This is a genomic window from Streptomyces rubrogriseus (genome assembly GCF_027947575.1).
GTDB classification, from domain to species: domain Bacteria; phylum Actinomycetota; class Actinomycetes; order Streptomycetales; family Streptomycetaceae; genus Streptomyces; species Streptomyces rubrogriseus.
The window spans coordinates 3,659,493-3,673,153 of record NZ_CP116256.1; the positions used below are offsets into that span (position 1 = coordinate 3,659,493).

Below are 13,661 nucleotides of genomic sequence, written 5' to 3' on the forward strand. Positions count from 1 at the left end.
GGGTGTGTCACCTGCCTTTCGTCGGCTCAGGTGCTGTGCTGGGTGGTGGACAGGCCCAGGGCCTTGAGGTCGGGCATGGTGCCCTCCTGCGCGGTGCGCAGCGACTCGACGAGGCTGCCCTGTCCGCCGCCGACCCGGGCGAAGGAGTCCTGCATGACCTTCTGGGTGGCGCTCATCCGCGGGCCCCAGAGCCACTGGTCGCCGATCTTCTCGGCCTCCTGCTCGAACAGGGTGTAGATGTCCTGACCGCCGTAGTACGAGCGGTCGAAGGCCTCGCGGCCCACCGCGACCAGGCCGGGGGCGGCCGGGTACTGGCTGCTGGTGCCGCTGGAGAGCCGGGCGCGCAGGGAGTCGGGGTGGGAGACCTGCCACTCGATGAACTCCATGGCGGCCTCCGGGTGCTTGCTGTCCTGGGTGATCGCGAAGGTCGAGCCGCCGTGCGTGCCGGTCGAGGGGCTGCCGGTGTCCCACTGCGGCAGCGGCGCGATCCGCCACTGGCCCTTCTGCCCCGGCCGCGCGTTCATCTGGGCGCCCGCGTCCCAGGCGCCGGTGAGCCGGGTGAGGACCAGTCCGTTGCCGATCTGCGCGTCGGACTGCCTGCTCTCGACGGCGTTCATGAAGACGTCGTCCCGGTCGATCAGACCCTGCCAGTACTCGCCGACCCGCCGGGAGGGCGCGTCGGCGAGGGAGACGTTCCAGGCGCCCTTCGAGGTGTCGAACCACTGGGCGCCCGCCTGCCACGCGTAGCACGCGAACTGCGTCATCCCGTCGGTCGGGAAGAGCACCAGCCGGCGGTCCGGCGCCTTGCGGTGCACCGTCGCCGCCTGCTCGGCGAACTCGTCCCAGGTGCGGGCGACGTCGAGCCCGTAGCGGTCGAACAGGTCGGCGCGGTAGTGCATCACCATGGGTTCGACGTCCAGCGGCACGGCGAACACCCGGCGTTCGAAGGTGGTCAGGCCGAGCGCCTGCGGCAGCAGCTTGCGGCGCAGGCCGTCGCTCATCAGATCGGTGATGTCCCGGGCGACGCCGTCGATGGCGAACCCCGGGACCTGCGGGTACTCCAGGGTGGCGACGTCGGGCGCGTTCCCGGCCCGGGCGGCGTTGCTGAGCTTGGCGTAGCCGCCCTGGCCCCCGGAGGGGATCTGCTGGAACTCCACCTGGACGTTGCGGTGGGTGCGGTTGAACGCGTCGACCACTTCCTGGCTGCCGCGCAGGGCGGACCAGAAGGTGATGCGGGTGGTGGTGCCCGTGCGGGCCGACGATGCGCCGTTCCCCCCGCTGCAGGCGCTCGCGGCTCCTGCAAGGGGTAGGGCGGTCATCGCGGCGAGCACGGAGCGACGGCTGGGTCGTCCGGGCATGGCGCCTCCGCGGCTCCTGCGGGTCCGCGGGGGTGCGGACACGACTCTTCGAGACACCGGAATCCTGAACGCCCCGCGTCAAACGGTCAATAGATCGATCAGAAGAAAATGAAACGCTCAAACGCTCATTCGTCGAGCGGTTCGGCCGACCGGTCCGTCGAACCCCGCACCATCAGCCGCGGCAGCAGCTCGACCCGCCGGCCCGGCTGCCGGCCGCCGGGTGCCTCGGCCAGCCGCTGGAGCAGCAGTTCCGCCGCCGCGTGACCGACCTCGGTCTTGGGCGGCGACACGGCCGTCAGCGGGGGCGCGGCGAGACCGGCCACGACGTCGTCGTACGCGACCACCGAGCAGTCCTCCGGCACCCGCACCCCCTCCTCGGCGAGCCGCTGGACGACCATCAGCGCGTCCACGTCGCCGTGCAGCACCATCGCGGTCGCGCCCACCTTGCGCATCAGCGCCGGCGGCTCGGCCGTCTCGTCCGCCGAATACGGTCCGTCGGCCCCGGCCTCCGGCGCGACCAGCGTCCAGGCCCACCGCTCCACGAGGGGATGCGCCCCGGCGATCTCCGTGAAGGCGGCACGCAGTGAACGGGCGGTGGGGCTGTCGTGCCGGGTGGCGATCACGATCCGCCGGTGCCCGAGTCCCACCAGGTGCTCCACCGCCAGGTGTGCGCCGTACCAGTGGTCCGAGCAGACCGAGTCCAGGGCGTGCAGCGCGCTGCCGCGCCACGGGCGGCGCTCCATCAGCACCGTCGGCACCCCGGTCCCGGCCAGCCACTCGTGGTCGGCCTCCTCGTCGGCCCGGCCCCGCCAGCGCGGTGCGATCAGCAGCCCGTCCGCGCCGTCCGCCAGCGCCCGCTCCACCAGCGGGCGTTCGGCGCCGGACGCCTGCGGCGCGAGGTGCAGGGCCATGCGCACCCCGGCCCGCTCCAGGACCGTCCGGGCCCCGTGCAGGGTCTCGGTCAGGTAGGAGTGCCGTACGGGCACCACCACGGCCACCCGGTCCCCGCCCGCCGGGACCGGATCGTGGGCCGTCTCCCGGGCCGGCAGCGTCGACCGCACGACACCGTGCCCGCGGCTCAGCCTGCCCTCGCGCGTCAGCTCCTCGACGTCCCGGCGCACGGTGACCACCGAGACCTGCAACTCGTCGGCGAGGTCACGCACCCGCGCGGTACCGCGCGCCTGGACCGCCGCCAGTATCCGCTGGCGCCTGAGATCGACCGGCTCCCGCATCAGGTCTCCCCACCCGTGAATGTTCGTTTGAGCGATTCCGCGCCATCATAACGATCGCTCGCACCGGGTGCCGGTGTCCCTACGGTTCCGGGTCGGCGAGGAGGGGGCCCAGCGGGCCCAGGTCGAGGTTCAGGTCGGAGCGGCTCAGGCCGTGCTGGGCGCACAGGTCGTCCATGCGCTCGTCGAGCAGCATGAGCGCCGTGCCGAGCCGGTCCTCCTGCTCCGCGCTCAGCGTCCCCTCGTCGAAGCGGCGCACGGCCTGGCGTTCCATGAGCTGGCGCAGCAGTTCCACCACGGTGAGGACCAGCGCGGCCAGGTCGTTGGTCACCCGCTCGGGATCCAGGTCGAGGGCATGGGCGGCACGGTCGCGGGGCGCGGTCACAGCGGCCCGCTGTCCGGCCAGGGAGCGGGCACCCGCTCGTTCACGGACGACAGCAGCGCGTGCAGGGAGATCCGCACCAGGGGCACGTCCGCGATGGCCAGGACCAGGTCGCCGCTGACCACGACCCCGGTCGCCAGCACCCGGTCCAGCAGGTCGACCAGGGGCACACCGACCGGTGCGCAGGCCTCCGGTCCGCCCCAGGGCACGGGAGCGGGGCCCGGCGTACGGGTGTCCGGGACGGTCATGAAGGGGTCTCCTGGTCCGGGGCCGGCCGCGGGTCCTCGTCCCAGCGGGCGAAGGAGTACGGGATCCACGGGCCCGAGGCCTCCACCCGCACGCCCGGAAGCGGCCGGTCGGCGGTGAACCGCGCCAGGGCGGCGGTGAAGTCGGCGCGCCGAGCGTCCTCCACCAGGTAGGCGACGTTGAGCAGTTGCGGGTCTCGACGGCCCGTCAGCCGCTCGCTCTGCGGGCGGTGCCGCGTCGCGGCGACCGCGTGGGACCGCAGTGCCGCGTCGACGGCCTCCGCCTCGGCCAGCGCCCTGCCGTGCGCACCCTGCCGCTCCCGCCGCCGTGCGCTGGCCCGGCTGAGGTAGGCGCGGCCACCGCTGCCCGGCCCGGCGCGGGTACCGGCGTCCGCGGGGGCCTCGGGCGCGGCCTCGGAGGCGTGCACCTTCACCGCCCACTCCGTACGGTCCCGGAGACGCGCGAGCAGCGTGTCCAGCACCGGCCGCCGGGCGGCCACCGCCAGCTCCGCGGTCCGGTCGCCGCGGTACAGGGTCGCCATCGGCAGCGGCACGACGGGGCCCCGCCCGGCCGCGGCCTCGACGCCCCGGTGATGGGCGCGGGCGCAGCGCTCCAGGTCCTCGGGCCGGTTGAGACGCTCGGTCAGCGCCTCCTCGCCGAACAGGGCGGCGGGGACGTCCTGCACGACCAGGCACAGGTCGCCCGCGCGCAGCACGCGCAGCGCGCCGCCCTCCTCGTGCCCCCTCGCCGCGGCCAGCCCCGCGGGGTCCGGCGGGGTCCGGGTGACGGCGAACGCGCACACCAGTGCGGGGGCCGCCGGTCCGGCGGCGGACGCGCTCATCGCACCGCTCCCGTCGTCTCCCCGGCCGCCCCCTCCAGGGCGTCCAGACGCTCCCGCAGCCGCGCGTTCTCCTCGGCGAGCGCGTCCCGCGCGGCCCGGGACGACAGCGCGGGGTCGGTCTCCCACCAGTCGATGCCCGCCTTCTTCGCGGTGTCCACGGAGGCGATGAACAACCGCAGCCTGATCGTCAGCAGTTCGATGTCGAGCAGGTCGATCTTGATGTCGCCGGCGATGACGATGCCTTTGTCGAGGACGCGTTCGAGGAGGTCGGCCAGGCTCCCGGAGGGCGGCCCGTAGGGCTCGGTCTCCTGGCCCGGGTACCGGTGGTCGAGGTCGGTCACCGCGTACTCCCCGCGGCGGCGTCGTCAGCGACGCCGACGGGCACGTTCCTCGTCCTCGTCCTCGTCGTCATCCTCGTCCTGGTCCTCGTCGTCGTACTCGTCGCCGTCCTCGTCCGCATACGGCTCCTCCTCGTCCGGCTCCTCCTCGTCGTACTCACCAGCCTCGTCTTCCTCGTCGTCCTCGTACTCGTCCGCCGCGTCCTCGTCCTCCTCCAGCGCCTCCTCGTGGCTCTTGACGACCTCTCCGTCGCGGATCTCGCCGCGCCAGCCCTCGATCTCCTCGGCGTCCGCCATGGTCACGTGCCGCGCGAAGTGCTTCAGATCCAGCCGCAGCCGCCGGCCCTGGGCGCGCCAGAGGTTGCCGGTCTTCTCGAAGAAGCCCGCCGGGTAGTACTCGACGACCACGACGACACGGGTCAGCCGGGGCGCCAGCTCGTGGAAGGTGACGACTCCGTTGGTACTGCCCTTGGCGCCCTCGGAGGTCCAGACGATCCGCTGGTCGGGGATCTGCTCCTGGACGGTCGCCTTCCAACTGCGGGTCGAGAAGGCGATCTTGGCTGTCCAGTCCGTGGTCACCTCGTCGTGGGGGCTGACGCTCTGCACGCCCTTGGTGAAGTCGCTGAAGTCCTGGAGCTGCGTCCACTGGTCGTAGACGGTGCGCAGGGGGACGCCGATGTCCACGGTCTCCATGATGTGCGTCGCCTTGACGCTGCCGCCGCCCTTGGAGCTGCCGGATCCGCCCTTGGAGCCACCGGATCCGCCGTTGGAACCACCGGATCCGCTCTTGGAACCGTCGGACCCGTTCCGAGAACCACCGGAACCGCCCTTGGAACCACCGGTCCCACCCTTGGCGCCACCGCCGTCGGCCGACTCGGTCAGGCGGTCGGTCAGCGAGCCGAGCCGGTCCCCCGCCCTGCCGACGAGTCCGTGCCCCGCGGCGGACAGGTAGCCGCCCAGGGCGTCCTTGAGGTCGCCGAGCGGGGACGGTCCGCCGTCGCCCTTCCGGTCGGGGGTCATGCCCGCTCACCCCCGCGCCGGGCGGCCGGACCGGCCGTCCGCTTCCCCGGCGCCGCCTTCTTGGCGGCCGTCTTCTTCGCGGCCTTCTTCACGGGCGGTGCCGCCTTGCGCGGAGCGGCCTTCTTGGCCGTCTTCCGGGGCGCTGCCGGCGCGGGCCGCCGGTCTTCGGCCCGGTCCTCCTCGTCGAAGTAGGCGTCCTCGTCCCAGGTCTCGTCGCCGCCGTCGTCCCGTCGGCCCTCGCCGGTGAGTACGTCGGTACGGTCGCGGAGCGTGTCCGCGAGGGTGGTGAGCCGCCGGTTCGCCGCGGCGGTGACGGCCGCGCGTCCGGCGGTCAGCAGCTCGCCCCGGACCTGGTCGGTCAACTCCTGGAACTGCGGCGCACGTTGCAGACTGCCCAGCCCCTGGCCGAGTACCTGGCCGGGGGAGAGGCCGACACGTCGGCCCACCAGGTAGGAGCCGACCGCGAAGGCGAGTTTGGCCTTCTTGGTGCGCCCCAGGAGATAGCCGCCCGCCACGGCAGCCGCCATGGCCGTCCTGCTGTCGTTCATAGGTGTCGTCTCCGCGCTTGATTCGTAGGGGTCGTAGGACCGGTGGACCCGGCCGGGCGTTCGAGGAGGGTGAGGAGGCGCTCCTCCTCCCGTTCGAAGGCCGCCTCGTCGATGGCGCCGTCGTCCAGGGCCCGGTTGAGTGCGGCCAGCCGCGCCTGTACGGCGCGTGGGTCGTGGGCCTGGCGCCTGGCCTCCTGGAGCAGGTGGTCGGCGATCCACGCCGTGCCGCGCACCGGCGCGAGGGGCAGCAGGAGGAGACCGCTCACGATGCCCACGCCGTCACCGGCCGGCCGGTGCCGCGGGGCGCGGGTCGACGAAGCTGTAACAGGGCAGGGGACCGGTCACGCTGAGGGCCAGCCGGTCGCCGCGGTCCCGGGCCAGTGCCGCCACCGCCTCCCTGAACCGCGGTTCGTCGGCCGAGCGGAGCAGGAACGACGCGCTGAGCACCTGCTCGTCGTCGGTCGCGCCCTGGACCGTACGGACGGCGAGCGGGGACAGCCGGTCGACGACCTCCCGGGCCGCGCGCCGTGCCTCGCGGCGCACACCGAGGGCGATCGCCTCGCCCAGCCGGACGTTGGCCTCGTAGTCCGGCCGGCGCCGGGTCCGCAGCGCCAGGGTCCGCAGCCTGTCGTCCCGGCGCACCAGATCGGCGAAGTGGCCGGGGACCACCGTCCCCTTGACGTTGAGTTCCACGCACCCCCGTACGCCGTCGAGCTGCGCCGTCAGGTGGGCCGCGTCGGAACGCAGTTGGGAGAGCAGGGCGTCGGTGCGCGGGCTGAGGACCGCGAACCGCATGGGCAGCACCGGTCCCTGCGCCGCCAGTTCGTCCAGGACGGACTGGTGGGCCATCAGGTCACGGCGCCGGGGCCGCAGCCGCGGGGGCGCGGCCGACACCGCGGCGCTCAGCCCGGACTCCGTCAGCAGCCGTACCGGGGCGCCCTCGACGCCCGCGGAGCGCGGGGTGCGTACTCCGGCCGGGGTGATGCCGTAGACGTACAGGGCCTGCGGTACCGGGGCCGCCTCGGGAGCGGATCCGGGGGCCCTGGTGGTGGCGGGCGCGGTCATCGGTCCTCCTCCTCGGTGCGCCGGCGGGAGCGGGAACGGGGGCGGTCGTCCTCGTCGCGGGGGCGCGCGGCGGGCCGGCTGCGGGGCCGCCGCGTGCTCCGGCCGCGCTCGGTGCCCGAGCGGGGACGGTCCTCCGCCTCCTCCGGCTCCTCCTCGTGTTCGTGCTCGGGCGCGAGGACGTCGCGCACCTTGTCCGTCAGGGAGCGCGCCGTCCGCCTGGCACCGGCCCGGCCCACGGTCTTGGCCACCGGGCTGCCGAACATCTCGGGCACGGTCTTGGAACGCACGTCGTGCTCCAGGTCCAGCCGGTTGCAGGCCTCGGCGAACCGGAGGTAGGTGTCGACGCTCGCGACCACGATGCGTGCGTCCACCTTCAGGATCTCGATGCCGACGAGGGAGACGCGCACGAAGACGTCGATCACCATGCCGCGGTCGAGGATGAGTTCGAGGACGTCGTAGAGGGTTCCGGCGCGGGGCGCGCAGACGACCTCGTCGTCGTAGGTGATCATGGGGTGGTCCTTCCGGGTGCGGGCCTCACGGTCCGCTCACTGGTCCTGGGCCCCGCGCCGGTAGCGCGCGATCCTGCGGTACTGGAGCAGGTCGCCCGCCGGGTCCAGCTCGACCTCGTAGGTGGCGAGCAGACTGGTGGTGTCGGGGATGCGCGCCACCTCCAGCACGTCCACGTTGACGATCCAGCCGCCGTCCTCGCCCCGGCACACCGCGGAGACCCCTTCGAGGTGGTGCCGGATCAGCTCGGACAGCGCGTCGGCGGCGCGCCGGGCTGCGTCCCGGGCGTCGCGCACGCCGCGCTCGCGCGTGGCGGTGGAAGTGGAGCGGCGCCGTCGCTCGCCAGGTTCTGTCATGAGCCCACTGTGACCGTGGAACCCCGCTCCTGGCGTGCTCGGTTACCCCATCCGGGGCTGCCCCGGGCGCCGGCAGTGCAGGAAGAGGTGCGGCTCCGGCCGCGCGTCGGGGTGGGCCGGGGTGAACATCGACGCCTCCTGCGCCAGCACCTCCAGCCCGGCCTCCTCGGCCAGGGCGGTCAGCTCCTGCGCGGGGAAACTGGTCACACGCACCGGCTGACCCATGAAGGTGGCGTCGACGCCCTCCACGTCCAGCGGCACGGTGGCCAGGACCAGATGTCCCCCGGGCTTCAGCAGCCGCACCAGTCGCCGGACGAGGTCCTTCTGTTCCGCCCGGTCGAGCTGGAGCAGCGAGAAGTACACGCAGACGGCGTCGAACGACTCGTCCGCCAGCGGTACGTCACGGATGTCGGCGCACCGGAACGTGGCGGCGGGCACCTGCCGTGCGGCCAGCTCCACCATGACGGGGGAGATGTCGACGCCCAGCACCTCGTGCCCGGCGCCCGCGAGGATCTCGGCGGTGGGCCGTCCCGTGCCGCTGCCCACGTCCAGCACCCGGCTGCCCGGCGCGAGCCGTGCCAGCAGCCACTCCAGCGACCGGCGGTGCGTCTTCGACGCGGCGAACGCCTTCTCGTACTCGACGCCCAGCGCGTCGAACGCGGCGGCCGCCCGGGGGTGTTCCTGGTCGTCGGTCACGACGGTCGGTCCCTTCGGTGCGGTGAGCCGGTGCCCAGGCATCGTTCCACCGGGAGCGAGCCGCCGACAAGGGGCCCTTCGGGCGACGGCGCGAACCGTCGGACATCCCCTAGCCGCCCCCGTCCCCCGCCGTTCCCGGCTCGGCCGCCCGGCGGTGTACGGCGGCCTTGACGCGGTCGGGCAGCACCTTGGCAGCCACCCCCTGGGCCTTGGTCCTCGCCGAGCCGGTGACCAGCTTCCCGCGGCCCTTCATGACGGCGTCGAACGCCTGCCGGGCGACCTGCGCCGGGTCGTCCTTGGGCATGGCGCCGACCTTGGTGTCCAACATGCCGGCCCGCCGGAAGAAGTCGGTCTCGGTCGGCCCCGGCATGAAGGAGGTGACCGTGACACCGGTGTCCGCGACCTCCTCCTGGAGGGCCTGCGCGAAGGACTGCACGAACGACTTCGACGCGTTGTAGACCGACTGGAAGGAGCCCGGCATCGTCGCCGCGACCGAGGACGTGAACATGAGCCGGCCCACCCCGCGCGCCACCATGTCCCGCAGGAGCGGCTTGGTGAGCCGCACGGTGGAGGTCACGTCGAGGTCGATGACCGCCTGGTCGTCCGCGAGGTCGGTGTCGACGAAGGCGCCGCCCTGCCCGACCCCGGCGTTGAGGGCCGCCACGTCCACCGCGAGCCCGGTGAGGGCGGCGACCAGGTGGTCCACACCGTCGGGGTTCCTGAGGTCCGCGCGCACGGCCCGCACCTGGACGCCCGTCTCCCGCAGCCGCCGGGCGGCGTGCTCCAGCCGTTCGTCCTCGGCGTTGACCACGAGGTCGTAGCCGTGCTCCGCGAACAAGGCGGCCAGCTCGTACCCGATTCCGCTGGACGCCCCGGTGACCAGGGCGAGCGGCCTGCTGCCGTCCATGGTTCCTCCGTCCTCGGCGCACCCGCGCCCCTGAGGACCGCCGGGTGCCCCGATCCGGGCCGTCGCACCCGCACGGTCCACCACGGGGCGGACCGCTCACCGCGGACGGGCCCCGGCAAGGGCCAGGTCCACCAGCCCCCGTACGAGCACGTCGTCCAGCGGCGCCCCGCTGAGCAGCACCCGCACGAACAGCGGACCGCTGACCGCCTCGATCAGCAGCCCGGCGTCCGTCCCCGCGGCCAGCTCGCCGCGCTCGACGCCCCGCCGCACCATCACCACGGCGCGGTCCAGACGCTCGCTCCAGTACGGGCCGCGCCGGTCCTCCAGGGTGTCGTCGTGCTCGACGCTCAGCCGCAGCAGCGCCCGGCCCTGCGGGGTGCCCAGCAGGCGGGCCAGGGCGGAGAAGAACGCCAGCAGGTCGTCCCGGACCCACCCGGTGTCCGGGACCGGCAGCGCGGCGTCCAGCTCCGTCGTCAGCGCGTCCAGGATCAGGTTCTCCCGCGTGCCCCACCGCCGGTACACGGAGGTCTCGTGCACCCCGGCCGCGCGCGCCACGGCGCCGACCGTCGCGCCCGCCAGGCCCCGGCTCGACAGCAGCTCCACCGTGGCCGCCAGTACGGCCTGCCGCATGCGCTCCCCGCGGCGGCGCAGGGGCGGGGCGGGGGGTTCCGGTGAGCTCATCGGGCCAGCGTAAAGCAAGTGGGGTTGCATTGGGTGTACGGTTAACGCAAGTCGACCTGCGATGGACCGCTGGGGACCGTCCAGAGGTCGCCGCCGCACCGAGGAGGTCCTGTCATGGCGCAGATGCTCGCCGCCCGCCTGCACGTCCCGAGCCGCACGCTGCGGCTCGAAGAGGTGCCCCGCCCGCAGCCGGGCCCGGGGGAGGTGCTGGTCAAGGTCGAGGCGGCCGGCGTCTGCCTGTCCGACGTGCACCTCATCGACGGCACCCTCACCCCGCTCCTCCTGCGGGGCGACACGGTCACCCTCGGCCACGAGGTCTCCGGCACCGTCGCCGAGACCGGGGCGGGCGTCACCGCCTGGTCGCCGGGGCAGCGGGTGGTGCTGCACGCCGGTGAGCAGCGGGACGGCGTCACCTACACCCGCGGCGTCGACTACGACGGCGGCTGGGCCGAGTACGCCCTCTCCGCCGCCGACGCCATGACGCCGCTGCCGGACGCCATCCCCTTCGAACAGGGCGCGATCATCCCGGACGCCGTGTCCACCCCGTGGGGCGCGATCACCGAGACCGGGGAGGTCCGGCCCGCCGAGGCGGTCGGCGTGTGGGGCGTCGGCGGCCTCGGCGTCCACGCCGTGCAACTGCTCCGGGCGATCGGTGCCTGCCCGGTGGTGGCCGTCGACCCCAACCCCGTCGCCCGCGAACGGGCCCTGGCCGCGGGCGCCGACCTGGCCCTGGACGCCGCCGACCCGGAGCTGAGGCAGACGGTGCGTGCGGCGACGGGCGGCGCGGGGCTCGCCGCCGCCTTCGACTTCGCGGGCGTGCCGCCGGTGCGGGAGCAGGCGGTCTCCGTCCTCGCGCCCAAGGGGCGGCTGGTCCTGGCCGGTCTGACCGACAAGCCGCTCACCGTCACGGACGGGACCCGGTTCAGCTACCTCCAGCAGCGCATCCTCGGCCACTACGGCTCCGACATGCCGGTGGCCCTGCCGCAGCTCCTGCGGCTGATCCAGGGCGGACGGCTGGACTTCTCCGGGTCCGTCAGCGGAGTGCTGCCGCTGGCCGAGGCCGCCGAAGCGGTCGCCCGGCTGGAGAAGAAGGAGGGCGACCCGATCCGGCTGGTGCTGCGCCCGTGAGGTGAGGGAAAGCTGAGAATCCCAGCGGCGTTTGAACGCTCCGGCCCCCGGTTCCGTATGGAGCCGGGGGCATTTCACGTCCGAGTCCGTCACGACACAGGAGCACGCCTTGGGACACAACAGGCGCAGACGCCCGACCGGGGCGCGGCGCGCGACCTTCGGAGCGGTCGCGCTGATACTGGGGGGCAGCGGACTGGTGGCCGTGAACGTCTTCGCCTCCGCGACCGAGTCCGGCAACGCCGCCGTTCCGCTGGGCGGTTCCGGAGTCGCGGCCACCGTCGACTGCCCCGATCCGACCGAGCGGCTCACCGACGTTCCGGAGCAGGCCAGGCCGGCGGTGGACACCGAACTCGCCCAGCTCGACGAGCAGATCGCCGCCGCCTACCGCGGGCTTCAGGAAGCCGCCCGCACCGCGGACGACGGCACGCTCGACGAGGGTGCGATCCTCGACCCGCTCGAGAAGGAACGCGCGGCGACGATCGAGCGCATCGCCGCCGCCATCGACCAGGCGGGCCACCGCCCCGAGGGTCTGGACGACCTGGCCGAGTGCACCCTGCGCCGCACCGGGATCGCGCCGGCGGACGCGGGGACCGGCAGCCCGGACCGGCAGGGGCAGGAGCAGGGACAAGGCCAGGGCCCGGAGCAGGAAGAAGGCCAGGAGCAGGGGCAGCAGGACGGCAAGGGCGAGGCGCCCGGTGACGGGCAGCAGCAGCCCGGCAACGGCGGACAGGCCGGCAACGGCCCCGTGGCGGCGGACTACGTCGACATCGAATCCGTCCGGCCCAACGCCGTGCGAGCGCCCCGGCAGCAGAAGGCCTCGACCGGCTCCTTCGCCACCAGGTGCGGAGTCAACGCCGAGGGCCTGTTCAACTCGGACAACCTGATCGCCGCCCCCGGCGTCGGCAACGGCGCCCACCACTTCCACGACTACGTCGGCAACCAGGCCAACAACGCCCTGGCCAGTGACGAGGATTTGGCCGCGGGCGACACGAGCTGCGCCGACCAGGGCGACAAGTCCTCGTACTACTGGCCCGTGCTGCGGCTCCAGAACGGCACCGACGAACAGGACGCCCAGTCGCCGGGCGGCGGCATCGAGGGCAACGCGGGCGAGATCGTCACGCCCGCCGAGGTCACGCTGACGTTCCAGGGCAACGAGCGCGGCGAGGTCACGGAGATGCCGCGGCTGCTGCGCATCATCACCGGCGACGCCAAGGCGTTCGTCAACGGCAACACCAACGCGAACGCGTCCTGGAGCTGCACCGGCTTCGAGGACCGGCAGTTGAAGGACAAGTACCCGCTGTGCCCCTCGGGCAGCGACGTGGTGCGCACCTTCACCTTCCAGAGCTGCTGGGACGGACGCAACATCGACAGCGCCAACCACCGCACCCACATGGCCTTCGCCGCCGCCGACGGCAGTTGCCCGGAGGGATTCCGGGCCGTTCCGCGACTGGTGCAGCGGGTTGTCTACGACGTGGCCGCGCCCAGCCTGGAGGACGGCGGCCGGACCGTACCGCTGTTCGCCGTGGACTCCTTCCCCGAGCAGCTGCACAAGCCGGTCACCGATCACAGCGACTTCATCAACGTCTTCGACGAGAACCTGATGCGCGAGATGGTCGAGTGCATCAACTCCGGTCGTGAGTGCGGTCCGGACACACCTCCGGGGTCCGAGCCGGGCCAGGGCGGGGAACAGCCCGGCGGGAACGACGGAGAACAGCCCGGCGACGACGACGGGCAGACCGCCGAGCCCCCGGCCGAACAGACCGCCACGGCCTCGGCCCCCGCGGACACCGGCCAGGACGGCCAGGACGGCCAGGACGGGCAGGACGGGCAGACGGGCGGGAAGGACGCCGGGAAGGACGCCGGGAAGGCCCCGGGGCAGAACGCGAGGCACGACGAGCAGCAGAACGAGGGGCAGAACGAGGGGCAGAACGAGCAGCAGAACGACGGCCGCACCGGCGGGGACGAGCCCGCGCCCCCGGCCGAGGGCCAGGACGCCGGTGCATCCGCGAGCGCCGAGCCCAGGGCCGCGACGACACCCGCCGACGCCCCGAACGACGTGAGCGGCACCGGGTCCGCACCCGCACCCGCACCGCAGGCTCAGGGCGGGCTCGCCGAGACGGGTTCCGGACTCGGGCTCTGGCCCGCGGCGGTCGGCGGCGTGCTCTTCGCCGGGGGCTGCGTGCTGCTGCTCCGTTCCAGGCGGCGCACGCCGTAACGGTTCCGGAGCCGCATGAGCGCGGGTGGGCGGGGCCGTTCCCCGCCCACCCGCCGTTTGGCTCATTCGGGATGTTGCCAATTTCCGCACCCGGGCGCAGCCTGGTCTTCGAACAGACCTTGGGAGCGCTCCCATGCATGCTTG

The 13,661-nt window shown here is 73.6% G+C and carries 17 protein-coding genes; 2 read left to right on the forward strand and 15 right to left on the reverse strand.

The features are described 5' to 3' along the window. Window positions 1-26 precede the first annotated feature (26 nt). The 15 genes from Sru02f_RS16750 to Sru02f_RS16820 form a co-directional block, all read right to left on the reverse strand. Entirely contained in the window at window positions 27-1,358 is a 1,332-nt protein-coding gene (locus Sru02f_RS16750) for an ABC transporter substrate-binding protein (RefSeq protein WP_109030819.1), read from the reverse strand. A gap of 125 nt (window positions 1,359-1,483) precedes the next feature. Then, on the reverse strand, window positions 1,484-2,590 hold the full coding sequence (locus Sru02f_RS16755) for a substrate-binding domain-containing protein (protein ID WP_109030820.1): 1,107 nt from the start codon (window positions 2,588-2,590) through the stop codon (window positions 1,484-1,486). Window positions 2,591-2,669: 79 nt separating this feature from the next. Further along, window positions 2,670-2,972, reverse strand: a complete 303-nt coding sequence (locus Sru02f_RS16760) for a gas vesicle protein K (protein WP_030185284.1) — start codon at window positions 2,970-2,972, stop codon at window positions 2,670-2,672. Next, window positions 2,969-3,217 carry a gas vesicle protein gene (locus Sru02f_RS16765; protein ID WP_203696599.1) on the reverse strand — a complete coding sequence of 83 codons (249 nt, stop codon included), beginning with the start codon at window positions 3,215-3,217 and terminating at the stop codon, window positions 2,969-2,971. Before Sru02f_RS16765 ends, Sru02f_RS16760 begins: the two co-directional genes overlap by 4 nt. Further along, complete coding sequence (locus tag Sru02f_RS16770; RefSeq protein ID WP_109030821.1) at window positions 3,214-4,056, reverse strand: GvpL/GvpF family gas vesicle protein; 843 nt, start codon at window positions 4,054-4,056, stop codon at window positions 3,214-3,216. Before Sru02f_RS16770 ends, Sru02f_RS16765 begins: the two co-directional genes overlap by 4 nt. Further along, window positions 4,053-4,397, reverse strand: a complete 345-nt coding sequence (locus Sru02f_RS16775) for a gas vesicle protein (protein WP_109030822.1) — start codon at window positions 4,395-4,397, stop codon at window positions 4,053-4,055. The genes Sru02f_RS16770 and Sru02f_RS16775 overlap by 4 nt, the downstream gene beginning before the upstream one ends. Before the next feature lie 24 nt (window positions 4,398-4,421). Then, window positions 4,422-5,414, reverse strand: a complete 993-nt coding sequence (locus Sru02f_RS16780) for an SRPBCC family protein (RefSeq protein ID WP_109030823.1) — start codon at window positions 5,412-5,414, stop codon at window positions 4,422-4,424. Further along, complete coding sequence (locus Sru02f_RS16785) at window positions 5,411-5,962, reverse strand: hypothetical protein (protein WP_109030824.1); 552 nt, start codon at window positions 5,960-5,962, stop codon at window positions 5,411-5,413. The genes Sru02f_RS16780 and Sru02f_RS16785 overlap by 4 nt, the downstream gene beginning before the upstream one ends. Continuing rightward, complete coding sequence (locus Sru02f_RS16790; RefSeq protein WP_003978210.1) at window positions 5,959-6,237, reverse strand: gas vesicle protein GvpG; 279 nt, start codon at window positions 6,235-6,237, stop codon at window positions 5,959-5,961. The genes Sru02f_RS16785 and Sru02f_RS16790 overlap by 4 nt, the downstream gene beginning before the upstream one ends. A 4-nt stretch (window positions 6,238-6,241) precedes the next feature. Further along, window positions 6,242-7,027 (reverse strand): GvpL/GvpF family gas vesicle protein, encoded by a 786-nt coding sequence (locus Sru02f_RS16795; RefSeq protein ID WP_109030825.1) that lies wholly within the window; start codon window positions 7,025-7,027, stop codon window positions 6,242-6,244. Next, window positions 7,024-7,536, reverse strand: a complete 513-nt coding sequence (locus Sru02f_RS16800) for a gas vesicle structural protein GvpA (RefSeq protein ID WP_109030826.1) — start codon at window positions 7,534-7,536, stop codon at window positions 7,024-7,026. The genes Sru02f_RS16795 and Sru02f_RS16800 overlap by 4 nt, the downstream gene beginning before the upstream one ends. A gap of 36 nt (window positions 7,537-7,572) precedes the next feature. Next, complete coding sequence (locus tag Sru02f_RS16805) at window positions 7,573-7,890, reverse strand: gas vesicle protein GvpO (RefSeq protein ID WP_109030827.1); 318 nt, start codon at window positions 7,888-7,890, stop codon at window positions 7,573-7,575. Window positions 7,891-7,932: 42 nt separating this feature from the next. Further along, entirely contained in the window at window positions 7,933-8,628 is a 696-nt protein-coding gene (locus Sru02f_RS16810) for a class I SAM-dependent methyltransferase (protein ID WP_109030828.1), read from the reverse strand. Between the two features lie 67 nt (window positions 8,629-8,695). After that, a complete protein-coding gene (locus Sru02f_RS16815; protein WP_109030829.1) occupies window positions 8,696-9,493 on the reverse strand; it encodes an SDR family NAD(P)-dependent oxidoreductase in 798 nt (265 codons plus the stop codon). A gap of 96 nt (window positions 9,494-9,589) precedes the next feature. Continuing rightward, window positions 9,590-10,174, reverse strand: coding sequence for a TetR/AcrR family transcriptional regulator (locus tag Sru02f_RS16820; protein ID WP_109030830.1), 585 nt, complete (start codon window positions 10,172-10,174; stop codon window positions 9,590-9,592). A gap of 114 nt (window positions 10,175-10,288) precedes the next feature. On the opposite strand from Sru02f_RS16820, the gene Sru02f_RS16825 reads away from it, so the two are divergent. Together Sru02f_RS16825 and Sru02f_RS16830 are read left to right on the forward strand one after the other, a co-directional pair. Then, window positions 10,289-11,302, forward strand: a complete 1,014-nt coding sequence (locus Sru02f_RS16825; RefSeq protein WP_109030831.1) for a zinc-binding dehydrogenase — start codon at window positions 10,289-10,291, stop codon at window positions 11,300-11,302. Window positions 11,303-11,411: 109 nt separating this feature from the next. Beyond that, window positions 11,412-13,517: a DUF1996 domain-containing protein gene (locus Sru02f_RS16830; RefSeq protein ID WP_109030832.1), complete on the forward strand. Its 2,106-nt coding sequence runs from the start codon at window positions 11,412-11,414 to the stop codon at window positions 13,515-13,517. Window positions 13,518-13,661 lie beyond the last annotated feature (144 nt).